Source organism: Sphingobacterium sp. 18053 (assembly GCF_902706145.1).
GTDB classification, from domain to species: domain Bacteria; phylum Bacteroidota; class Bacteroidia; order Sphingobacteriales; family Sphingobacteriaceae; genus Sphingobacterium; species Sphingobacterium paramultivorum.
In genome coordinates this window covers 24,807-48,111 of the sequence record NZ_CACSJW010000013.1, presented here as the reverse complement: position 1 = coordinate 48,111, position 23,305 = coordinate 24,807, and the positions used below count along the sequence as shown (strand labels likewise).

Below are 23,305 nucleotides of genomic sequence, written 5' to 3'. Positions count from 1 at the left end.
CAAAAGTAATAACTACAATGAACTAGAAGCGCTTGGATTTTAACCAGTATGGGTCATATTTTAACATATGTGATTTTTGAAATTTGTTCTGGCGAAATAAATAAGCGTGAAACAGATTATCGAAAGCTTATTAGGGACTTTTTTTTGGAAAGATAATTATGTGTTAATGAAAATTATCCGAAATATTAAAGTACTGTAAGTGGAATTAAAAATCTACCTCGGTTTGTTATAATGTTCCAATTTGTTTCAGGTACTCCAAAATGCATCAGGTAGGATGTTGCCATATATATGTACTGGTTGGATGTGCCCTAAAAGTAGGCGGTTGGTCGAGCGCGATGGGAAGCCGGATCCAAAATTCATTGACGATGATGTAACATATTAAGCGGGGTGGGTTGCCTATTATATATTATAAAAATGGGTAGAAGAAAAAAAAGTAATGGATTAAAAATATTATCAATTTATCATCCATAATTGAATCCAACGGATACTTCAACAACGACGGGGAGTGTAAGATTTAATTTTTTTTGAATTCTAACCCCTTAGTTTACTAAGGAGCTTTTGCTTTTCGCACCTAGGGGCGGTCCGATCTTAATTGTGAGTTATCCTACATAAATCTTTTTGAGGCGGCTGGTTAGCAATTCAATTTTTCCTTCCAAAATAAGATGATAAAAGTTTTCGAAGCAATCCTGATAGATTACCTCTTCGAGTGATTTTATTTCTTCTCGGATTTGATCTTTGGGCATTGTACTATAATACCTATAGTCGTCAGTTTCCACTACATCGTCATCAAACCATTCATCATCCAGATACTTGTAAAGATCATTTAAGTCTGCTACATCCTGACTTGTTTGAAAACAAGGATGAAACCAAATCCTAAAATTCTCTTGGTCTTTATATGGATCGGATAGTGGTACAGTCACTGTACCACGGAATAAATCTCCAGGATCTTCCTTATACCTGAAGTGTGTAAACTTTTCGTTCAAATTTTTCATAACTGTCATTTGGAGCGAATGCCACAAATGCTGTACCGGAGAGATTATATTAGCGTCAAAGTCAATTTTAGCACAACATTTTAAAGAAATGGACAAAGTTATTCAATATTGTTTATTTCATGACAGGCAAAGTCCTTAATATTCTAGCCCATCTGGAAACCCCGTAGCGCCAAGAAAAAAAGCTAGATGAACAATTGTTATATGGAAACATAAAATTACAACTATAGTTAAAGGCCTAAAGGTCTTTAAATCAATACCAAGTAAAATAATTTGAGTAAGGTATTTATCGTAGCGTATACCGAATGCTAGCGTAAAAATAGATTGTGGAATTAAGGAAATCCCTAACAAAACCTTTGTCAGTTGGCTATCTTGTAGTGAACCAATATTATTCAATATCACTATATCCGTTACTGTGAAAAGTATTGAACTAACAACCAAACACAAAAATAAGCCCCTGTCTCGGACGGTGTTTTTTTTAGTCGCATTACCAGATCTCTTCAGATATTTTTCCAATCCAAAGTCTTCACCTGTCAGTCCACGTATTCCGCCGTACATCATTATTAAATATACGATTACGCACGGAAGCAAGGGCATCAATATGAAGATCGTTTCGGTATTCATTTCCATAATAGGTTAGCTATTTTTAAATATTACGCTAAACTTCCTTTTACAAACATGCTTGTTAAACAAATTTACTGTTTTATCAACCCTCCGTATTTTTATTTCATTGATAATATTGGTGAGGATGCGTTTAAAGAGGCAAGGTTAGGGAATTCTTTATTATTTAGCAGTACTTCTTAATTGCTAAGATAAATATTTTTTTTGGGTTACGGAATAGCAGTGCTTTTCAAACCTACCAGTACCTAAAGTTCACACCAGTTGATGTGGAGCAATGTCAGTTAATGTATCTTCAGTTATCAGTTCCATTTTTTTGTATAAAATAAGATGGTATACATTTTCGGAACCATACTGATCAGTATCTTGTTCAACAGTCTATATTTCTTCATCAACTTTTAGTAAATTTCCTTATCCATATTTGACCAACTTGGTAAATAGCACTTGATTACTCGATATTTTGTATATTGATTCAATTAGCAATTCGGTATTCTGTGGTAAAAGTAGTTCAAATTCTTCTTTCTTGCTTACAGTTTCTAAATAGAGTGCTTTTGTTCCCTTTGGAATTTTTATAAAAATTAGGCCGATCTTTGTAAGATCTAAATCATTGCCTTCTGTATTTTTCCTATGATTTAAGTTGAGTGTAGTACTTAAAAATGCTTTGTCTTTTAGAACCATTCCTTTTTTTAGATTCTTATTTAGAAATCTGCTACGGATAAATCTTAAAACAACTATATTTTCTTCGATGGAGTTTTTGTTGATTTCTCTGGATAGAATTTCTATTTCTTTATTGAATACAAATTCTGGATCGACTATTTCGCAGCGTCTTAGATGATTATTTATACTCTCAGCGACATATCCCGTATAAAACTGCAAAGCGTCTTGAGAGGTGTCAATTTTTTCAGCAGATATTAGATTGTTATAGTGTTCTTTTGATATCTCTTCAAAATATGTGTCAAAAGCTCTACTCCAAGATTTTATGTCCGAAAAGTTGTTGAAATGTTTGTATTTGTTCGGATGATAATCTGCCTTTATTTTCTTTTCTAACAGATAACTAATTCGTTTTTCTGTGAGCTCATGAATATATTTGGCGAAATAAGCTTTTAGCTTTGTTTTTATTTTCATGGAATTATAAATTATAGCTTCGGAATAATTACATATATTTTGAAGTTGGAAATTATGATAGGTTTGAAGTCTTCACAATCAATTTTAAATAAAGCCTATCTAAAATATTTCATCTCTATAACTCGTCGATAATGCTTGAATTGGCCCTCACGTTTCCATTTTGCTAGACCAATGTTATCAAAGACTATATCGTTATCCTTATTATATACCCATTCTAGATTCAGCTGATCCAAGATTGGTAAATTTCGGTTATGGATGATGGATTTGCCGTCTTTTCGGTTATTTTTAGAAAATTTGGCACCATTATATAACAACTCATCTATTTGTTTCATTATCAAGTCACAATTTTTATAGAACTTAAGGGCACCATTGTATGTATCAATTTGAGGTATCTCAACATTTTCTAACACCTTTATATTCTTTATAATTTCAATACTCGCAATCTCGGACTTATAAAAATTACATCCTCTAATTACTTTGTCTAAAGCAGATATACTATATTTTGCGCCATTGAAATTCTCAATTATATCATCTAAAATCAAGGCCTCAATGCCAGATTTTATGCTTAACGCTAAATGTTTGCTGTTTGTGCAGACAGCAAAACTTTTATTATACTTTGCGTTAGAATAATAATCAAACTTTACACTTTTAAGGTCTTTGATTTTTAAAGCTATAGTCGAGCTATCAGTATCAATCTCTACAAGAATAACGTGCGAAATAATCATAACAGTCAAGCTTTAATTTATGCGTCTAAAGCAAAGTTTGCGATATCGACATCATCAGTATTAGCATACATCCATCGAACAGAATTTATAAATTTCAATGCTCCGTCGAAATCATATCTTCGACTTTTTAAAAGCTCTATCTGTTTATCTTTTGGAAGTAGTATAGCCCATTTTGCAAAACTTAATATAGCAGGATTGGTATCAATCCGAAATGCTAAATGTTGATCCAAATCTTGAAATACGGCAAGCAGCTTTGGTGCAGACCATTCAAATCCTTGCTCTTTATCTATTTCAATAGATGCTGATTCGTCTTGATGCCGGAATTCTAAGCCTGCAGCTGATAAAATAAATTTTAAGGTATCAAATATCTTTGACCCCTGGAAGGTATAAAATTTATAGGAATTTTCTCCGACAAACAGCGGACGGTCATCTTCCAAACTCTCAATGGGAATATCTTTAAACACCTGACGCATATCATCCAATATCGCACAGCATTGCTCATCAAGCTCAGGATGTATGGATGAAGTCATCAGCAATTCGAGCATTTTTTGCCTCACTAATGGATGTGTATTGCCGGGCTCACCACCAAAGATCGGAGGCTTGCCATCGTTCGTAGGTTTTACAAATATTTTCCTGCTTCTAAAGTCTATATCAACCACTTTCCAGATCTTTGCGGCCAACAAAATGTTGTCTTCGATCATGATCGGAGAGGAGGAGGGTAGATCTCCGATAGATTTGCCATCATGTAGTACTTTAAAATGTATTTCAGTAGCAAATACAGAATAGAAATCTCGCGAATTGACAATTCGCTCGCCTTCGAGTCCTATGATGACCTCTTTACCTAACTGTTCGAGCATATCGGTTTCGATCAGATGGCTTAAAATATCATCAAACTCTTCGGACGTAATATCCTTAAATGCAAAGTTTTGCTCGAGCTCGGTTTTTAAAATCGATATGGGTAAGCCACTATACTGCTTGACTACTGCCAATAGTTGATGTGCAAATAAATCAAAGGGCTTTAAAGCTACAAAGGGCGGTTCGATGAATTCCTGTTTATAAAGTTCCCAGCAGGCTAATGATTGTAACAGGCTCCATTTTCCAGTTGCATATAACAACAAAGAACTTGCTTGTCCATCCTTCCGCCCACTTCTACCTACTCGCTGTATAAGGGATGCAATAGAATGCGTAGCATCGATCTGAACTACTTTTTCCACGCTACCAATATCGATACCAAGCTCTAGTGTTGATGTACATGATATCACAAATGGATGATAGGTATTTGTTTTGGCAAAATGTTCAATCCATTCCCTTAACTCCCGATCGACAGATGAATGGTGTGAGTAGTAAGAGGTATGTCCATTTACTTTTTCGGCAATCCTTTTTAGCTTGACGGCAACTTCTTCAGCACGTCCACGGCTATTTGGAAATACCAAAACTTTACTGTTGTAGGTTTCTTTGTAGAGATCTTTGAGCAACTCCAAAGAAAGTTGATTTGCCCCGCTCTCAAAATAACGGAAAGATGTAACCATGCTTTTAGCGGTCCGGTCCCGTAGTACAACCGTAGCATCTGGCCGACCGGTCATACGTTTGGCTTCTTCGAAATCGCCCAAAGTCGCTGATAAACCAACGATAGCAGGTGTCACCTTAGCGGACTTTTGAATTCGGTGCAATATCGATTTCAACTGAATCCCTCTGTCTGTGCCTATAAACGAATGAATCTCATCAATAACAATGTATTTCAGATCGTTAAATAGTATGCTAACGTTTTGAGGTTTATTGACCAACATCGCTTCCAAAGACTCTGGTGTAATCAATACGACACCGTTCGGCTCTTTAATCAGATGCTCTTTCGCCGTTCTATTCGCTTCGCCGTGCCATTTTGTTACCTTAATATCTAGATAACTACACAGATCCTCTACGCGCACAAATTGATCGTTGATCAATGCGATCAACGGAGAAATGTAAAGGACTTGAACGCTCTCGCTACGCGGACTTATTTTGGAAAGGATAGGGAGGAAGGCAGCCTCTGTTTTACCGGAGGCCGTTCTGCTTGCCAAGATGACATTGCTATCGCTTTTCATGATTTTTTCGATAGCGGCCGCTTGTATTGGTCTAAGACTTTCCCAACGCTTATCCTTCACATAGCGTCTAATTGGTTCTGAGAGCAGTTCAAATGCCATACTATAGTTCTTCTATACTATCTAATAATATATCAACTGGGCGTTCATCTTTGATCTGGATATCGCTGAACAGCGTGGCTTTATCCAATTCCGGATTTTGACGTAGAATGCTCAAGATATTCAGGAAATCACGTATTACTTCCCTCGGTGTTAAAAATTCACTTGCACCAGGCTTATTATATATTTCCTCCATAAAATTTTGGATCTCGTTATCGGAAATATCAATTTCCAATTTATAATGAAATTCAAAAACTTCTTTGAGTTTTTTAAGCAATACAAATATCTCGTTATGATCGATGGGCATTAATCGAATCACAGGCTGTGCGAAATCACGAATTTGAAGGGTCTCAAACTTATTTGTTTCTAACCTTGATTTCAATGCTTGATAACTAAATAAACCACGACGTTCATTCTCCAAAAACTCACGTGTACCCGCTATATTGATAAACAAATTACTTACTTTACCTTGGAAACAATCGTTATAAATCGTGAGGATTTTTTCATAGTTCTTTTCACGCATTGTCGATGTAGAGATCTTATAAAGATTGATGGCTTCATCGAGATTGAGCATAAAACCACTGTACCCCATACTGACAAATAGTGCTGTGAAATTTTTGAGTATGTCGTAGAAGTTCAAATCGTTGATCACCTCACGGACGCCAAGGTCTTGACGTGCTTCAGTCTTTTTATACTGACCTTTTAACCACCTTAGCGCATTTCTTTTCAGTAGCTCGTCATCATTGATATATCCTTCGTAATACTTCATGATTACACTCGCAAAGTCAAATCCACCAACATCAGTCAGTTCATTGATTGACTGCATAATCTTGTTTTTTACAAGGTTCAAATACTGTTCTTCCCGTATTTGGACAAGGGAGAGGTTATTTTCCGCTGCCGTAGTGGCGACAACCTGTTCAATCCATTTTTCCAGTAGCGTTGCTAAAGCGCCACCTTCTGGTTTTGTCTGTATGGCAATATTATCCATGATAGCTGTATAAAGCACGAGCGCTTTCCCATCATTTGAATATAGGCGATTATCCGGTGTGAAGTCTGCTGTTGACACCACAAACTTCTGTTTCAATGCTACCGTATTGAGCAGGTGGAGCATAAAGGATTTTCCCGATCCAAAGTCACCTATCCAGAATTTAACCATGCTATGGCCATTTTTTACATCGTCTAGTGCTTTGATGAATGCATCCACTTCATCCGAACGTCCTACTGTAATATGTTGTACCCCGATTCTTGGCACTACACCGCTAAGTAATGAATTAATAATAGCGGTGGCTTCTTTAGGTTTTACTGCTAGTTTCATGCTTTAATAATCATTTTATAATAATCCTCATTCATGTCCAAATATTCTTCGTCACGCTCTTCGATCAGCGTATCATCTAAAATTTCATAACAAATCTCGTTAATATCGTTGATCATAGGGCCAGATCGTAGTCCTCTCGTTTTACAAAAATTCGCAAGGTATTCTTGAGTCAGTTCAAAACTATTTGCTGTAAATAAACCGATCAATTCACGTTGATCTAATGACAGATCAATCTCGTCAACAAATAAGTTGTCGGGATCAGATTCAATCTCGGTAGATTCTACATTCGTCTTCGAGCTTTCAACTTCGCTGCAATTTACAACTGGTACATCCTCTATGACTTCTTCCTCATCTTGAAGGTAGTTGTTTAAGAGTTCAACGGTATTTTTATCCTGTTCCTGAACTGTTTTGATTGCTTCGATATTCAATTCTATTTTTCTTCGGATTGGAGCATATATAAAATCTACCTTTTCAATTGCTGTAGCGAGATTACGATCTTCTTTTAATTGTTGTATAATATCGTTAAAAGCCTGCTCGTGGTGATCATTTTTAAAAAGGGCCTTGTGGATTGTTTTTGTGAGCTGTTTGTCGTCAATTTTATCAGATTGGAGATCAGCGTACAGATAATGCAAGTAAAGCTTTATAGCTTCATTTTTATCTATGGTATAGGCTATTTTACACGCTTCATAGTAAATGTTTTCCGCAGAAGGGTTTAGTTGATTTTGCTCAAAAAGCGTATGAATTTCCTGCCCAAACTCGGCTATATTTTCTTGGTTTACATCATGCTTTAAAATATCAAATTTGGATTTCCAACGCGTTGTATTCATCCTATTTAATTCGATCTCAGTCGCTAGATCTGGATCTTTGATGGAGGACTTTAGGCCTTCCAAAATCGTATTCACATCAGAGCCTATTCGATCCTCGAAAATATCGCTTAGACCAGTAAAAGTTTGAGCAAATTCACCAGATACTTTTCGTTTATGTCCCCAATTTTCCCTTACTAAAATCTCGGCTCTTTTGAATATTGTGTAATACACTTGCTGCGAGATTATGTCATTTACATATTTTTGATTATAATAACTATCAAACATCCAAGCACCTTCCTTCGTTACTCTTGAGATTTTGCGCGCACTTTCAACAAGGTTTTCGATTTCCTTTTTCAGGTTAGAATCTTTTTTTGTGAGATTAGCTCTTAATTTTTTTTCACAACTCAGAAAGAGGGTAATTGTCTCTATACAGCATCCCTCAACTTCTAGAAAAACATTATTTACTCCATTTAGCTTATTGACTAGACTTACTTGAGCTTTTGAAAGTCCCATTTTGTCTTTATAACGCTTGCCGAGTAAATAGTCGTCATAGTTATAATTATTCTCAAATCCTTCCGAATAGCTGTATTGGACTGGTTGCACGCTTGGCCTTTCCTCTTGAGCTGCAAAAAGATTAGAACTATCCAATTTCGCTAATACTTCTTCGATATTTAATGCAGGTCCGGAATAAGGACTTGTGGTAGTATCTATATTATAGATTTGAGTTGATATAATTTCTTCCTGATGCCCCGTAACATCAATAATATCATTGGGTGTTTCGTCCGATCTATTGTTCGGATTCAAAGAATCTAATATAGACGTAATCTCACGTTGTTGCTCTTTTTCAGTTTTACTACCTTCTATTTGAATGGGAGTTTCTACTTTGGAAGGTTTATCATCAGCGGTTTCCTCGTCGCTTTTTATTGCTTGTGGTTTAGGTAATGGTTGGATTGTTGATATTACGTTATTCATAACAACATTCTTGTTATCTTGTAAGATTGCAGTAGCGGACTTCTCTTCACTAAATCTAGGAATGGGAGGTGCTGGCGACGATACAGGCAGTTTTTGAATCGTATCAATCACTATTCTATAGGCTTTGCATACATTCTCGCTAGTGTATTGACGATTTCTTAATAGCCTTAAAGTAAGGTTGTAAAGCAGTTGGGATCCTTCTCGGTGCTTAAAATGGATTTTTAGATCGTAGTTTTCCTTGATAGAAAGCTTACGTAACGCCAGTGCAGCAATTTCAAAAAAGTTTGGTGGCCACAATTCATACTTACCATGATGCGTGATTAAATATTGACGCCAACCCTCACCGTAGTAGAAATGAGCGTTCTTCATTTCTGCTGCAGTTGGCTGCTCTTGAGGCTTTGGCGGAGCATAATATTGCTGCTGTTGTTTCTTTTTATTTTTTTTACTTGAGGCAGCTATAGCAATCACAATAAAAATCAAAATTATAAAAAAGGTTCCCATTAACTTTTATACTGAATGTCTGCAATTTTACTGACAATGAGGTTTTTAAACTATGTCGGTAAGGTCAATAATCCTATTTTCTAATTTATCAATGTTTTTCTATAAAAGCAATGTTTACGCATTACTAACAGATAATTTGTTGTAACAAAAATAGCGTCTTATTATTGGTAATATTTACGGTTTACCGTAATAGTCAAATCAGAGTGCATTGAGTTTACTGTTTGCCCATCCAATAGAAAAAAGCAAGTATAACAATTACAATAAGGAGGAATACGAATACTTTTCCCTTATTTTTTTTAGAAACAATTGGCTTATTTTCAGTGTAAATAGGTTCGTTTTTTAAATCGTCATTTTTGTTCATAGACAACTTAGGTTCAATAGGTGTATTTATAATCTTTTTTGAGTTATTGTATAAACTTGAAGGAGTATACTCTAGGTTATTACTTGCCGCAAGTTTTTCTAAGTATAGTTCGAGCGCATATTCGTCTGGAAATAAAACCTCTCTCGGTTTACTTCCTTCAAATGGACCAATTATTCCTGCAGCTTCTAGCTGGTCTATTATGCGACCAGAACGGTTGTATCCAAGCTTTAATTTACGTTGTATTAATGATGTAGATCCCTGTTGATAAATCACCACTAATCGAGCAGCTTCTACAAAGAATTGATCCCTATCTTTTGGATCAAATAGTACAGGAGGATTTTCAACAAAACGATATTCCGGAAGAAGGTAAGGAGAAGGATAACCTCGTTGCCGACCAATATACTCGCAGATTGATGATAAGTATGTGTAATCAAAATAAGGTTGATGGCCTTTAATTAGTTTTTCAGCACGTTCGTAGACTAACTGTCCCGAGGACGTGAGTTTTTCCGCACCGATACGGTCCAATATCTTTTTAGATTCATTTTGGGACATTAGTTTCATTCCAATTCTGAAACTAAAGTTAGCGCGCAACTGGGGCGAAATATTTTTAGCCATTATTTGGCTTGTTACAGCCAATAGATAGATTCCTGTATACAAGTTTTTCTGCGTCAATACGATCAGAGACCTGATTGTGTCATCATTTAAAAATGTTTGCAGGTCGTCCATTATTAATACGATGTCAGGCAGATAACGATGACCTAGTAATGGGTCGAGTGTTCTATGGACAAATTTATTATTATAATCTGTAATTGATTTTACACCTGCTTTTTGAAATAACTCTTGTCTTTGCTCGCATTCAATGAGTAATGCATTAATCGTCGGAAGAACATTATTGTGATCGATAACAGGAGATTGATCACCGGGTACTGCAGCTATAAAATGTTTTTCAAGTTTGGCAAAAGCAGTGTAGTCAATTGGTTTGCTTTTACATATGACGAGTTTCAATTGTGCGGGATGAAATTTATACAGCCACATTACCAATTGATTGTAGATAAACTGCGTTTTACCAGAAGCAATCGTACCAGCTAATAGCAGATTTGGGTGCTCATATAGTTCCTGAAAAGTAAGATTTTCTTCGTCACTTAATAACAGCGGAAGTTTATATTTAGCAGCCTGTTTGTTATTTTTTTCAATTAAGGGGTGTAATTGGGGCGGGAAGAGATCTAAACTCGGATATTGGTAGCCTGATAAATCCAACTTTTCGTCGTTTACTCCAAATTGTCCAACAAGCATTATAGGATCAACTATTGTTGGAGGTTGTTCGTAATATTTGATGATTACCTGAATTAGGTGTTCGAGATTTTTTTCTTGATATTGTGTTTCAGCGAGATCAAGCAATTCTAATAGGGAAGAGGCTGATTCTTTCCGCCAGGCATCTTCATCAGAAAGACTTGTAGCTTTATTTAATATAACGTCTTTCGTAATTGGTGTCCCAAAATAACAGCGCAATTCTTGTATAAATTCATTGATGTTGGTTTGATTTTGTGTTGGCCAATCATTCATAGCAGCGGCAAACAAAAATCCCATCTTTTTTAGTGGGTGATCATTAGGATCATTATTAACTAAATCAATGAGTTGTTGTATATTTTCAATATTTGTGTCGTTTTCCATGAATTTTGGTTAATGGAAATTTTTTATTATCGAGCTACTATTGGCAAATTATAGGTTTCCATTCTATTTAAAATTAGTAATTCATTCTCAATTATCTATTTTTAAAAACTTTAGTTTTTATGGAAAGAAATGTGTAAAGTCCATTTACCTGAGCGTTACACCGTAACATCTTGAGCGCTTTCGTGTGAATGGATAGTATTTCTACTCCATACGATGATAATGGGCTTTCTGCCGTTTAGGGATGTGAAGTCTCGGGCTTTTTTGCTTTATTTGTAAATTAGATGTAAGAGAACATACCCAAGCGTGGATGGATGAATATAATAACAACAGACCCCATGAAGGTCTTGGGAATCTTGCGCCAACGGAATTATCAAAAAATATTAGGCTTAAACAACAAATAAATCAAGTAGTAACGTAAATTAGAAAAGTCCAATCCCAGCTGTCGAAAAAATGGGACACTTACAATTTCAGTTAGACTATATGATGTCGTTTGAGTGCGTATTTAATTTACCCTTATCGCTTTCCGAATTAATTATATTTTAATGGGTTTCTTATTCCGTATCTCTAGCGCTCCATTCATTTGGTCTTTTGTATTTGTTACATGATCATTGTTTTCATGAATTCGATACAAATATATTGGCATGGGAATATAGTTGGATCGGTCAAATCCTGCGAGCTCCAAAAGAGGAAACATGATGGCCATGTCATAAGGCATTTTTAGGAAATTACCTTTACTGTCTTTTAGATGTTCTAAATGCATATCATAGTTGTGATAATCTTTAAATAACGAAAATTGGAATGTTTTGAGATGGGATGCTTTCCACGTTGACTTTCTAAGTTGCTTGAATTCCTTTGCTGTGTATTTTTCTCCGACTGTAACCAATCCATTAATCGTACGATATGAGCCGTATGTAATTAACGTATCGGTTGTACTGTAACAATGATTAAGAACCCGGAAGACGTAAGGATGCGCTAATTTATCATCACCATCAACTATACAAATGATATCCTTACTCTCAAATTTCTCATTTAATAGTATTTCCATTATATTAAGAAGTGCATATTTTCTTTTATTGTTTTTGGTTATATTATAGTTAGGTGCTTTGGGGATCAGCGCCAAAGAATTATCTTCAGAACAATCGTCAATAAAGAAGATTCTATAGTTAAGATAAAGTTGGTTTTGAATTGAGGTAATACATTCTGGAATATATTTTTCCACATTTCTAAACGGTATAATCACATTAATTCGCCTTTCAGGTAATATTTTTTTTCTCTTTACATGCCAAATAAATTTTGACGGGCTAGAAATATTCAAAATATCATATAGCGTTGCTTTACGGTCAAAATATTCTTCAATTGCAGCAATATCTAATTGCTTTAGCAAATTAAAATGAGGCCTAAGCATGATCCAACCATCCATTTCTGTCCATTTATCCACTAAAGATAGATTATGATTAACTGTTGATCCTTTTTTTAAGGTATTGTTTTTAAGTCCTATAGTATAGATTTCTTCATTTGCAAGTTTCAATACGCAGTCGAAAAGTGCTGATAAATCATATTCATCAGGCTGGAACCTTTGTGTGGCAAAAAGAATCGCATCTTCATTGTTTTGCTCTGCCCATTCTAACGCTCTTTTGACAGTGTCAATAGGAGATTCCATAATAGGGAGATCTATTAGGTCCAGCTGCCTGTTGGAATTAAGCTTATCAGTCAGTAAGACACCTATTCTTTCGAGTAATACTACGTTGATTACTAAATCCATTTTATGAGTTTTTTTATATTTTTAACTGTTATTTTTAGATTTCAACACTTTTTCAATCATTTAAGAAACATATAACTTTAAAACTTAAGCGACTTTGTCAAATTGAGCCATATTCTTTTGAGTATAGACTGATCTTCGGTGATGATCTCAGCGTCGGCCATAATACCCGGTTTCAGCTTGATGACCGAATCCTGGTCTGTACGAATCAGGGCTATTTTTGAAAAGAATAAGCTGTCTCTTATTAGGATATCTGAGATATAATCCACTTTACCTTTCAGGTATCCGTATTCCTGATAGGGGTAACTCCGGACCTTGATTAGCACATCCTGCCGCCGTCTGACTTTGGACGATGCTGTTTGGGGGATCAATGCTTCTCCGTAGTAATCCTCCTTGCCGGAATTTATATAGAACAAGATGTCTCCCACCTTGACCAATTGGTTTTCCTGCAGGAAATCTCCATAAACCAAGTAACCAGCTGAAGACGTACTTATGACATACTGTTTTTTCCAGTTTTCAGCGTCTGAGATAAATGTATTCAGGGACTGGAAAAATTTCTTTTCTTCCTCAATCATCTGATTTTTGATTTCCGAAAGTTCTTTATTTTTAGCGAGCAAGCTGTTCTGGTTGCCGATCAAGACATTCTCCATCTGCGGTATTGCCTGGCGTTTGGCAAGCAACACTACTTCTTTCTGCTGTAGTTCCATTGGGCTTATAACTTTCTTTTCCGCCAGAACCTTGTATTTTTCATATTCGGCTTCGGACAATGCCAGCTCCTTTTTCTGGAGTTCAAAGGTTTGTTGTATGCGGCTATTCTGCTCGTTGACATATTGCACTTCATTCTGCACAAAACTTTTTCTTTTTAGGAAGATGCCGTCCCTGTTTACAGCTTTGTAGTTGAGATAAGCGAGGTAGAAATTCTGATAGCTGCTTTGCAATTCACCCAGATTTAATTCGGTAGGAGAGACCAGATTTTCCAATTCATTAACAGATGCCCCGTCGTTTCGTATCTGGTGTAGTCGTCCTAGAATGGAGATGACTTGCTTGTGATTGCCTATACTTTCAAGATAAGCTATATCGGCCTGCTTTTCCACCCATTTCCCTTCATTGATCAGTATAGTGACCAGATTTCCATTTACCTTACTGACGAGTGCTTTGGGCGCATTACTTGTATTGAATTTCATAGATACAGGGACCATCTCTGGGTAGCGTATGAATACTGAGAGACTGAAAATCATCAGTATAGTAAGCAGAATAAAGGAAATTCCTCTTTTCATGAGCCAAGAAGGTGGTTTGGCAATGATTTCCTGTAAGTCTTCTGAATGTATATCTTCTTCTATGTAATTTTTGTTTGCCATAGTCTTTTGATTAACTTTGTTGTATCCTCCAGATTAACTTAGTTTCTGTAGTTATGTTTAGTTTCCCAATTCCAATTGATTTTTTACCAGTTCAAAGTATTTTCCACGCTTTGCTGTAAGTTCAATATGATTACCTTGTTCGACTACTTTTCCTTTTTCCAGAACAATAATATTATCAGCATTACGGACAGTGCTGAGTCGGTGCGCTACCACAATAACCGTCTTTTTCTCAAAGAAGCGATCTAGTTTTTCGACAATTTCCTTTTCATTGTTGGCATCCAGTGCATTGGTCGCTTCGTCCAGAAATATAAAGTCCGGGTCCTTATACACTGCACGCGCTATCATTAGACGCTGCCGTTGCCCCTGGCTGATACCCTTACCTGCCGTACCAATTTTGGTTGATAGTCCAAAAGGTTCATTAGTTACAAAATCCTCCATATTGGCAATATGTACCGCATTCTGCACCTTGTTTTCATCCGGTAAGTCATCATTAACAGCGATATTACGTTCAATAGTGTCTGCATAAACAAAGTTCTCTTGTAATACTGATCCGCAGCTATCTCGCCACAGACCAAAGTCTATTTGATCTAGCCGCTTGTTGCCAACTAGTATTTCTCCTTCATCAGGATTGTAATAACGAAGCAGAAGTTTGAGTATTGTGGTCTTGCCACTGCCGCTGGCACCAACGATAGCTGTCGTCTGACCGGCAGGGAAGGTTAGGTTGAGGCGATCGAATACCGGTTCGTTCCCAGCGCCATAGTACGTGAAAGTTAGGTTCCGCAGTTCGATGGTTTTATTCTCGGGAAGCCTGGTTAAATAGTCTTTGCGAATGTCCTCCTCTTCCTCGCTCTCGTAAATCTCGTTGAGACGTTCCAGACTTATTTTGGCATCCTGATACGACTGCATAAATCCTAGAAGAGATTCTACGGGATCGCTGACCATACCGACGATATATTGTGTAGCCATCATTCCTCCCAAGGTAATATCGCCGTCAATAACAGCCTTGGCAGCGATATAGGTGATCAGAATACCTTTGATCTGATTGATAGCCATAGAACCGATGGACTGGTATTGCGACAGCGCCAGACTCTCTACGCGAAATTTGAAAAGTTTGGCTTGTAAAGCTTCCCAACCCCAACGTTTTTGTTTTTGTGCATTATTCAGTTTGATGTCTTGCATGCTCTGAATCATCTCCACCATATAGGTCTGGTTTTCCGAAGCAATCTTGAAACGTTTGTGGTCCAGTTCGCGGCGGTATTTCATAAAAGCCAATATCCAGAGCGTATACAATGTTGTGGAAATAATAAAAACCATAAAAATCGTTCCGTTATAAACGATCAGCAAGCTGCCGAAGATCAGCATATTGACCAGTGAGAACAGTGTATTGAGGGTGTTTCCGGTTAGAAAGCCCTCTATGCGCTGTTGGTCGGCCATGCGCTGCATGATATCACCATGGGTCTTGAGTTCAAAGAAATTCATGGGCAGTTTCATGATCTTGATCAGCAGGTCGGTCAATATGGAGATATTGACGCGCGTGCTAATATGCAGCATGATCCAAGAACGAATGAAAGACACGGCTGTGCTGCCGACAAAAAGCATCACCTGGGCGATCAGTATCAGGTTTATAAAGCTGATATTCTTGCCATTGATCCCAATGTCAACGACTGACTGGGTGAGGAATGGTACGACTAACGATAGCAGAGTTCCCAGTACCATGCCCAGAATCATCTGTATGAATAGCCTTCTGTATTTATAGAAGTAAGTAAATACTTTGCTCCATCCCAGTGTCAGCAAAGGCTCGTCTGCATCCATTTGGTAGAAGTCGGGGCCAGGACTCAGCAATAGCGACAGGCCAGCATGCAGTTCCTTTGTGGAAAACCAGTTTTTGCTAAATTCCTTTTCGTCATAAGATATTAGACCTAATGCAGGATCGGATATGTAGTACTTTCCTTTGCGCATTTTATAGAGTACCACAAAATGATTTTGATTCCAATGCAGGATGCATGGCAATTCTACTTCTTTAAGCTTTTCTAGGCTAAGACGTACGCCATAAGTACGGAAACCCAACTTTTCCGCTGCTTCGGATATACCCAAAAGGTTAACGCCATTCCTGGTCGTTTGGCAGAGCTTTCGGATCTTATGGATGGACACCTGCTGCCCGTAGTATTTGAAGATCATGCGAAGGCTAGTGGCACCACAGTCCATCAGATCCATTTGTTTATAATGAGGGAAGCTTTTTAGCATTTTTCGTTATTCTCTACTATTAAGTAATTTTTGAAAAATAGATAATTCAGAAGGCGGTTGTTGCATTTTTTGATTTTTAGAAAACAACTTTTACAAGTCAAATTCAAATAGTAAATTGTGTTATTAAAAAAGCAAATTAGGTTAGTTAGTTCTTAAGTTTTACAATACATAATTATCAATATTTTTTTAATGTTTAAATACTGAGGTATAGAGTCTTAAGTGTTTCAAAAAGAGATGTTTCTGGGTACTTTCCGTTTTTATCAAGATTTTCAATTCTCCACATTTCATTCCAAAAATGTACTGTATATGTTTCTGGAGAAAGTGCTATTGATTTTTTGCTAATTAAATCTTTAACATCCATATATTTTACAGGATAAAAATACTCAGAAGACAGAAGATAGGGTTTATAATCATAATTACTTACTACTCTCCAAAGTAAATCTATCCCAAAATTACCCCAGATAAATTCTTTTTTTTTGATTAAACTATCAATTATATCAAGACAATCTTCAAGAAATTCTGCACCTTTGGGAGCTTTAAAATTAGCACATTGAATAGATATCGCCCTTTCGTCTTGTAAAGCAAAGCAATATTCAGACGCAATATCCAAATGTTTTAAACAAACAGAATCCAAATCTGTCCACCAACCACCTAACTCAAATATCATTTTGAATCTAAACCAATCTGAAAAAGAAGCATACCCACCTCTTGAATCGACAAATATTTTACTTTCGGGTATTATTTCATTTGCATCTCGGGCTATTGTCCCTGTTGGAAAATCAAGATTTCGATTATATGTAAAAACCTCTATTTCATGTCCGTTATGAATATATGAAGATATCGACAATTTTTCTAGATTGGTCAGTTGGTTACCTGTCCAAAAACTGCTGACAGTTTTATTGTTCATGAAGACTATTTTTTATATTGCTAGACCTTTAAAGCGCCTCTAGTATTTAAACAATTTTCTTTTTTTTGCCATTCGGGCCATACGCTTCCGTAGTTCAGTTTTTTCGATTCTTTCGTTTTTAACTGTTATCATGGGATACAGCAATAGTTTATTGCTCGTGACAATTGAAAGTATTTCCGATAATGCAGTTTTTGCGTTACAGAGTTCATGTAATACATCTTCATAAACAGATTCATGCATTGCAAAAAAATCACTACCTTCAAAAAAATCAATCCAGAAAAACTGATCGTTTACAGGGAAAAGATTAGCAATCCGTTGTGCACTAAGGATTAGTATCTTACAATTAAGATCGGAAGCTCTTTCCAGACGTGACTTTAACAACGCATCTGAAGTCCTAGTGATAATTTCTTTGTTCGAACATATTACCATGTATTCAGATTGAGTTGCTATTGATTCTTCGATACAGGCTTTTAATGCCTGTTTTACGATTTGTTGAGCATCTAGAATAACGGATTCTATTTCTATGGGGCTAGGTGGAATCTTGACACAAATCTGGTCGTTCATTTCATCAGCCCCCCCTATAAGAAATATTTTCATAGCACTTTTTAATTGGTTAAGGATTTAAAATACTGAGTGACTTTGTATAACTGATTTAATTTGGTTCTGCATATATCAAAGTAGGCCTTCAAATCAATGTTATTGTTTTTTGAGGTAACATCAGAATAACCAAAATTAGTTTGTTCTGAAATTGGAGGATAGCAACAGTAGATATTTTCGCTAAGTTGTCCCAATTCCAAATCATAATCAGCCCCTGGAGGGAGTTTATAATTTAAAATGCTTTCATAGAAATTTTGGAATATTACAATAAATTGAGTGCCTGAAAAGCCGCTGAGCCAGACTAGCTTTTCATTTACAAATAAAGCATCCTGAATACTACTTGGGCCGCCAAGAAGTATATCGAATGCTTTATCTTTTCCCGTTTCAATGAGGCTACTTAAATATTCGTTGTTATATTCATTCGTAAAGACGTGATCATCTTCGCATACAATGACATACTTATCTTTAGACTCATATGCATTATACACTATTTGTTTGATAGACTCAAAAAGCCCTTCCGAGCCTGATTTTCTTTTGATCGCATCAAATATGGTAATCTCAAATTCAGAATATTTTGCAAACTCGTCGAGAATGTGTTTTTTCCTTTCTTTTCTTTCCTTGAGATTAATGATATAGGTCTTGTGTTTCATTCTATCACAATTTACTCGATAATTAGTCTATATTTGCTCATTTCAAATATGTTTAAGTAATCTCCATAGATTACTCATTTTAAAAGCCCGTCGATCATCTCTTTTACTGTGGTGTTTCCGGGGAAGGCCGAAAACTTATTAATAAGTATGCCTTTTTTATTATATAATAGATAGGACGGAATATACTTAAAATCAAACTGTTTCATCATGTAGTTCCATTGAGCATCTGTTAAATAATAATGCTCGTTACCTATTCCAATTATTTTTTCTTTCCACAATTTTTTTGGTGAAGATCCATTTGTGATATACACAAAAACAACATCTTTATCACGAAAATCGCCCTTTGTGCCTCTGAATTGCTTGATTGCCTCAAGGCAAGGAGCGCACCATGTTGCCCAAAGATCAATAAATACAACCTTGCCGTTATATTTAGCAAGAATAGTTTCCATTACCTTGTCTTCTGGAGTAGACTGGATATCATTTACTACAACAGGTGATTTTACTTTGGCCAGTTCTTCAATCTGTTGGTTTTTCCGAAATAATATTTTTTCGATTTCTCCACTTTTCCAATAATTGGATATATTTTCTTTTTGTTTTTCGCTTAGTGGTTTCATTTGCTCGGTGAGCTGTCGACCAAATGCATTGGCAGCTAAAATATCATAATAAGGTCCGTCATCGAATCCGACCAAATCAGCTAAGATAACTTTTACGCTTGATATCCAGGTAGGGATGTCATTTTCTTCGATTGCGGGAATTTCCAAAACTTTATTTTGTAGAATTTCATTTTGAAATTCAGCGAATGTGAATGTGTGGAGGTATTGCGGATCGTTGAGATTGAAATCTTTCAAAAAACGAAAATATGATCTATCAATTTTTTGAATTTTAGGCGAATTGACAGTATCACGAGTAGTGTTGCGGTAGTTACGCTCCATCTCTGCTTCGTAATCGAAAACTTGGCCGGTATATAAAAATAAGCGATAATCTTTTGCTATAATCCCCTTAAACTCTTTGGATAATAATTTATCCTTATCGACGAATTTTGTCAATCTTTCAGATGCGGTTTTTTTGACGCGAGCTAAAAACTCATCTGTACTTTTATTATATAACCGGGGATATTCCCAGCCTGGTGTATCTGGTCTATAATCAATCATTTTGTTGAGAGCTACCATGCTTTGCTCCATATCATATTGATTCATAGAAGGCGTGATAACTGCATTGCTGATGTTTCCAGCTGAATCATAAGTAATATCGAGATGAGTAGGACTGTTTTTTTTTGATTTGATTATTAGAGATTTAGAGGGGTTAATACTTGTGTAAAAACCGAATAAAGAGGTTTCGGTTTCCATGTCGAGATCCAGTGAAAATTTACCCGATTTGTCGGCGAGGATTTTTTGTCTAATATTCTCTCCTGAAATAGGATGTTGAATGGTAATAGTAACCATGATGCTATCCTTATTTTGATTATCAGGAGCAATTATTCTTCCGATTATTTTGGATTCACCAGCAACTATCGTTGTTGACTCTGTATTTTTCTCTGTAGCCATATTACATGACAAAAAAAAACAAAGGCTGCATACGAAGATAAATTTTAATTTATTTTTTTTAATCATTTTTATCTTAAATTACATCTCGGCAAAATTTGAAAAAATCCTGCCGAGATAAAGTGTTTATACATATATTGTGTCAGCACAATACAGCTCACTAGCCATGCGATACCGACAAGTTCCTGAGTAAGACATGCCTTGATAGGTCCACGAACACGATGCAAATTCTTGCTTGCCTAAACAAGCCGAAATCTTTGGGTTCGAGTCAACTGGACCTGATCCTGTTCCTTGCATACATTTGCCATATGGGGCTGAAAAGTAATACCCAGGTTTACATTTACATCCTGTTAGTACATCATATACTTCGTTTTCTCGACAATTTCCACTTCCATCAACACCACCCAAAATTTGTTTTAGTTCGTCTCTCGTCAGGATTTCCTCCTTTCCAATACTCTTTAACTTGATTTTTTTCATAACTATTTATAATTAAAATATGAAATTTGCTATTCACATTGCCCCGAATAGCTTAGGAAATAATCTTTGAATCCCTATGTTTAGTTTACCAAGATCGTTTCAAACAGACATGGAGACATTTCTTAATTCTAGAAGAAATTTTCTAAATCTACAATATGGTAACTTTCCGGGAGCTCATTTCCGTTTATAAAGATTGTTGGGGTCGCCCGTATCTTCATCGCATTACACCAATCCCGCATAGCGGTTATTTTGTTTTTTTGTGTCTTTAATTCCCCATTCATCGGATATTTGGCAGCAAATGTTTCGTAGTGCTTATCCTCTGCAAGATACCATTCATCCAATGCTTTATGGACTTTGATGTCTCCATATTTTTGCTGTATGGCCAATAAATGCGAAACCGGTGCTGTTCGAATATCATCTTCTTCTCCGGTAGCTGTGAAGATAATTCGAACCTTAACATCCAAATTTGCTTTTACAATTTGCTCTAGTACAGGATGTGCTTCAGAACAAGGGCCACAGTACGGGTTACATACTTTTACGATTTCGTTTGTCGCATTCGGATTTCCAACCACAATACCGAGATTATCCACAGGAAAAGTAATTTTCTCAGATTTGCTTGCTAAATACTTAAATATATCAGGGTTGTAATGCAGTCTTTTCCACCTTACCTCGTAATTCTTACCATCTCTTGCTTTTTTCAATAATTGAAGAATGTTAAAGCTACATGTAAGAGAAATAATGCCTATTGTTAACATTACCAGAACTGGATAAGCAGTAATAGTATTTAGCATTTCCGTATGTGATGACAGAAATATTGCTGCAAGTAAGCTGTTTAACACAAGTATACCCTGAATGCCTAGACACAAAGGACACCATTGTCTTATAACCCGCCATTGGTAAAACAACGAGAAAAAAATATAAGGAAATACTACCAATGATGATAGGGCGCTACTTAACAAAAATAAAGGTTGATTGGTGAAAAATATTTGTGTCAGAAATAATGTCGTCATATAGGAAAGACCCCACAATGACCAGCTAATTCCTAAAAAGCTTGACTGAGTCGAGGTCAATACTGCATCGCAGTTTACCTTTTTACCTTGGCCGCCACATACTTCTTTTAAAAAAGGATTGTGTGCATCTACTTCATGCCAGGCAAGCAAAACAGAAATTCCTAAACCAAAAAAGGAGGTTAGTAAAAAACTTAAGCTCAACCAACTGTAGTCTGCATGGTAATTTTTCTGGATATCAATAGTTGCAATCAGCGTACAGAAGATCGCTAGATAAACCGGAATATACTGCAGCAGATTTTGTTTACGCAGTTTTTGCTTGTTTTTAGTATAGTTTACTTCGTCTTTTTTATTTGAAGCATCCGTGAGCAAAATAATCCCCTTGTCTATCTTTTCGAAGTCTCTCAAAGAACATGAGATGATGGTATTGGTAACAGGATTAAGGTAACTTATAATACTATTTTTCTTATCAACATCGGCTACTATAGTAAAAATTGCAGAAGACCAATTTGGTTGCTGTATGCTACATATAAAGGGGATTTCGAAATCAGAATATTCATAATTTCCTTTTCTAATAGCTGCACTCTCAATCCCATATCTGGATAAGCAATCAACTATTGCCAACAAGGACGGATATTCTAAGTGGTTATTAATAAGCTTAGTTACTGCAAGAGCAGTGTTTTTAACTCCAAAGTAATTAAGTAAAGACTGACAAGTCCATCTAAGATTGTTATTATTAATCCTGCTTTGTGATTTATTTCGCCAATTAGACATGATCGCGTATAATTATAAATTCAATAATATGGTTGTTATTTTAAGGTTAAATATAATTTGGTTATTTGTAATGTAGTATTAATTATAAAGATATTGAAATATTAGTAAAATGAATTGTAATAATTTTATTAAATATTTTAATGACAAAATTATGACATAATATTGAGTTGTAGTGCTTTTTATTACAAATAATGCTTTAACATCATTTCCTTAATATTATTTTTTAAATACCTGATAACTATATTTATATGTTGTACTTTATGATAGATTCGATGCATTTTCGGACATTTTAAGTTGATGAAGTATTGCTATAGGGGTAGCTCGATAATATGTGATGTTACACGAAATTACTTTCTTTAAAGTTTTGTTTGTTATTTGTATTGTATTTTAACATTTATTTAAATTGACGAATCTGTGCATGCTAACGCTAGAGCAGGGAGAGGAAATTCCATTGACGAAGATCATTTTGTAGCAGAATCTACAACAGATAGCCTAGAATTTTTTTATTAAAAATAGTAGACGCTTTTTCAAAAAACTGGGTGAACTTAAAGAACAGCAATTTGACCATGCAAAGAGTTACACTAGGGCCAAAATTTATTTAAATGATTCACTTTATTATGATACTCAGAGATATTCAACCCTGTTTTCGGATTTATATTCAATTATTTCGAATGAAATACCCAATGAATTTAATCTGTTCAAAACCAAAAGATTTTAACAAGGTATTACGG

Annotated in this window: 18 protein-coding genes; 1 reads left to right on the top strand and 17 read right to left on the bottom strand. The window is 35.8% G+C overall.

The features are described from left to right. Positions 1 to 599 precede the first annotated feature (599 nt). From GVK91_RS25545 to GVK91_RS25510, 8 genes are all read right to left on the bottom strand, one after another. Positions 600 to 992 (bottom strand): hypothetical protein, encoded by a 393-nt coding sequence (locus GVK91_RS25545; protein ID WP_159732060.1) that lies wholly within the window; start codon positions 990 to 992, stop codon positions 600 to 602. A 135-nt stretch (positions 993 to 1,127) separates the two neighbouring features. After that, positions 1,128 to 1,619 (bottom strand): hypothetical protein, encoded by a 492-nt coding sequence (locus GVK91_RS25540; protein WP_159732057.1) that lies wholly within the window; start codon positions 1,617 to 1,619, stop codon positions 1,128 to 1,130. A gap of 399 nt (positions 1,620 to 2,018) precedes the next feature. After that, complete coding sequence (locus tag GVK91_RS25535; protein WP_159732054.1) at positions 2,019 to 2,732, bottom strand: ADP-ribosyltransferase; 714 nt, start codon at positions 2,730 to 2,732, stop codon at positions 2,019 to 2,021. 95 nt (positions 2,733 to 2,827) lie between these two features. Beyond that, positions 2,828 to 3,457, bottom strand: a complete 630-nt coding sequence (locus GVK91_RS25530; protein WP_159732051.1) for a hypothetical protein — start codon at positions 3,455 to 3,457, stop codon at positions 2,828 to 2,830. Between the two features lie 17 nt (positions 3,458 to 3,474). After that, a complete protein-coding gene (locus GVK91_RS25525) occupies positions 3,475 to 5,637 on the bottom strand; it encodes a DEAD/DEAH box helicase (protein WP_159732048.1) in 2,163 nt (720 codons plus the stop codon). Position 5,638: 1 nt separating this feature from the next. Then, entirely contained in the window at positions 5,639 to 6,949 is a 1,311-nt protein-coding gene (locus tag GVK91_RS25520) for an ATP-binding protein (protein WP_159732045.1), read from the bottom strand. Then, the gene (locus GVK91_RS25515) at positions 6,946 to 9,228 is read right to left on the bottom strand and encodes a tellurite resistance TerB C-terminal domain-containing protein (RefSeq protein WP_159732042.1); all 2,283 of its coding nucleotides are present in this window, start codon (positions 9,226 to 9,228) and stop codon (positions 6,946 to 6,948) included. The genes GVK91_RS25520 and GVK91_RS25515 overlap by 4 nt, the downstream gene beginning before the upstream one ends. Before the next feature lie 214 nt (positions 9,229 to 9,442). Next, complete coding sequence (locus GVK91_RS25510; protein ID WP_159732039.1) at positions 9,443 to 11,260, bottom strand: DNA translocase FtsK; 1,818 nt, start codon at positions 11,258 to 11,260, stop codon at positions 9,443 to 9,445. A gap of 268 nt (positions 11,261 to 11,528) precedes the next feature. Here GVK91_RS25510 and GVK91_RS27830 point away from each other — a divergent pair, with 268 nt between their 5' ends. After that, positions 11,529 to 11,678, top strand: a complete 150-nt coding sequence (locus tag GVK91_RS27830; RefSeq protein ID WP_369073912.1) for an integrase core domain-containing protein — start codon at positions 11,529 to 11,531, stop codon at positions 11,676 to 11,678. Positions 11,679 to 11,792: 114 nt separating this feature from the next. Here GVK91_RS27830 and GVK91_RS25500 read toward each other — a convergent pair whose 3' ends face one another. The 9 genes from GVK91_RS25500 to GVK91_RS25460 form a co-directional block, all read right to left on the bottom strand. After that, positions 11,793 to 13,022, bottom strand: coding sequence for a glycosyltransferase family A protein (locus GVK91_RS25500; protein WP_159732033.1), 1,230 nt, complete (start codon positions 13,020 to 13,022; stop codon positions 11,793 to 11,795). Positions 13,023 to 13,099: 77 nt separating this feature from the next. Beyond that, positions 13,100 to 14,377, bottom strand: a complete 1,278-nt coding sequence (locus tag GVK91_RS25495; protein WP_153848768.1) for an HlyD family efflux transporter periplasmic adaptor subunit — start codon at positions 14,375 to 14,377, stop codon at positions 13,100 to 13,102. A gap of 57 nt (positions 14,378 to 14,434) precedes the next feature. After that, positions 14,435 to 16,621: a peptidase domain-containing ABC transporter gene (locus GVK91_RS25490; RefSeq protein ID WP_159732030.1), complete on the bottom strand. Its 2,187-nt coding sequence runs from the start codon at positions 16,619 to 16,621 to the stop codon at positions 14,435 to 14,437. Between the two features lie 193 nt (positions 16,622 to 16,814). Continuing rightward, positions 16,815 to 17,528: a glycosyltransferase gene (locus GVK91_RS25485; protein WP_159732027.1), complete on the bottom strand. Its 714-nt coding sequence runs from the start codon at positions 17,526 to 17,528 to the stop codon at positions 16,815 to 16,817. A gap of 39 nt (positions 17,529 to 17,567) precedes the next feature. Then, complete coding sequence (locus GVK91_RS25480) at positions 17,568 to 18,125, bottom strand: hypothetical protein (protein ID WP_159732024.1); 558 nt, start codon at positions 18,123 to 18,125, stop codon at positions 17,568 to 17,570. An 8-nt stretch (positions 18,126 to 18,133) separates the two neighbouring features. Beyond that, positions 18,134 to 18,775 carry a glycosyltransferase family 25 protein gene (locus tag GVK91_RS25475; protein ID WP_153848763.1) on the bottom strand — a complete coding sequence of 214 codons (642 nt, stop codon included), beginning with the start codon at positions 18,773 to 18,775 and terminating at the stop codon, positions 18,134 to 18,136. Positions 18,776 to 18,849: 74 nt separating this feature from the next. Beyond that, positions 18,850 to 20,319: a TlpA disulfide reductase family protein gene (locus GVK91_RS25470; protein WP_159732021.1), complete on the bottom strand. Its 1,470-nt coding sequence runs from the start codon at positions 20,317 to 20,319 to the stop codon at positions 18,850 to 18,852. A gap of 123 nt (positions 20,320 to 20,442) precedes the next feature. Further along, positions 20,443 to 20,793, bottom strand: coding sequence for a hypothetical protein (locus tag GVK91_RS25465; RefSeq protein WP_153848761.1), 351 nt, complete (start codon positions 20,791 to 20,793; stop codon positions 20,443 to 20,445). A gap of 128 nt (positions 20,794 to 20,921) precedes the next feature. Then, the gene (locus tag GVK91_RS25460; RefSeq protein WP_159732018.1) at positions 20,922 to 22,574 is read right to left on the bottom strand and encodes a vitamin K epoxide reductase family protein; all 1,653 of its coding nucleotides are present in this window, start codon (positions 22,572 to 22,574) and stop codon (positions 20,922 to 20,924) included. Positions 22,575 to 23,305 lie beyond the last annotated feature (731 nt).

What these genes read in the sequence shown, in the direction of transcription:
- GVK91_RS25545 (WP_159732060.1), bottom strand. Translation starts at nt 992, where the DNA reads ATGAAAAATTTGAACGAAAAGTTTACACACTTCAGGTATAAGGAAGAT.
- GVK91_RS25540 (WP_159732057.1), bottom strand. Translation starts at nt 1,619, where the DNA reads ATGGAAATGAATACCGAAACGATCTTCATATTGATGCCCTTGCTTCCG.
- GVK91_RS25535 (WP_159732054.1), bottom strand. Translation starts at nt 2,732, where the DNA reads ATGAAAATAAAAACAAAGCTAAAAGCTTATTTCGCCAAATATATTCAT.
- GVK91_RS25530 (WP_159732051.1), bottom strand. Translation starts at nt 3,457, where the DNA reads ATGATTATTTCGCACGTTATTCTTGTAGAGATTGATACTGATAGCTCG.
- GVK91_RS25525 (WP_159732048.1), bottom strand. Translation starts at nt 5,637, where the DNA reads ATGGCATTTGAACTGCTCTCAGAACCAATTAGACGCTATGTGAAGGAT.
- GVK91_RS25520 (WP_159732045.1), bottom strand. Translation starts at nt 6,949, where the DNA reads ATGAAACTAGCAGTAAAACCTAAAGAAGCCACCGCTATTATTAATTCA.
- GVK91_RS25515 (WP_159732042.1), bottom strand. Translation starts at nt 9,228, where the DNA reads ATGGGAACCTTTTTTATAATTTTGATTTTTATTGTGATTGCTATAGCT.
- GVK91_RS25510 (WP_159732039.1), bottom strand. Translation starts at nt 11,260, where the DNA reads ATGGAAAACGACACAAATATTGAAAATATACAACAACTCATTGATTTA.
- GVK91_RS25500 (WP_159732033.1), bottom strand. Translation starts at nt 13,022, where the DNA reads ATGGATTTAGTAATCAACGTAGTATTACTCGAAAGAATAGGTGTCTTA.
- GVK91_RS25495 (WP_153848768.1), bottom strand. Translation starts at nt 14,377, where the DNA reads ATGGCAAACAAAAATTACATAGAAGAAGATATACATTCAGAAGACTTA.
- GVK91_RS25490 (WP_159732030.1), bottom strand. Translation starts at nt 16,621, where the DNA reads ATGCTAAAAAGCTTCCCTCATTATAAACAAATGGATCTGATGGACTGT.
- GVK91_RS25485 (WP_159732027.1), bottom strand. Translation starts at nt 17,528, where the DNA reads ATGAACAATAAAACTGTCAGCAGTTTTTGGACAGGTAACCAACTGACC.
- GVK91_RS25480 (WP_159732024.1), bottom strand. Translation starts at nt 18,125, where the DNA reads ATGAAAATATTTCTTATAGGGGGGGCTGATGAAATGAACGACCAGATT.
- GVK91_RS25475 (WP_153848763.1), bottom strand. Translation starts at nt 18,775, where the DNA reads ATGAAACACAAGACCTATATCATTAATCTCAAGGAAAGAAAAGAAAGG.
- GVK91_RS25470 (WP_159732021.1), bottom strand. Translation starts at nt 20,319, where the DNA reads ATGGCTACAGAGAAAAATACAGAGTCAACAACGATAGTTGCTGGTGAA.
- GVK91_RS25465 (WP_153848761.1), bottom strand. Translation starts at nt 20,793, where the DNA reads ATGAAAAAAATCAAGTTAAAGAGTATTGGAAAGGAGGAAATCCTGACG.
- GVK91_RS25460 (WP_159732018.1), bottom strand. Translation starts at nt 22,574, where the DNA reads ATGTCTAATTGGCGAAATAAATCACAAAGCAGGATTAATAATAACAAT.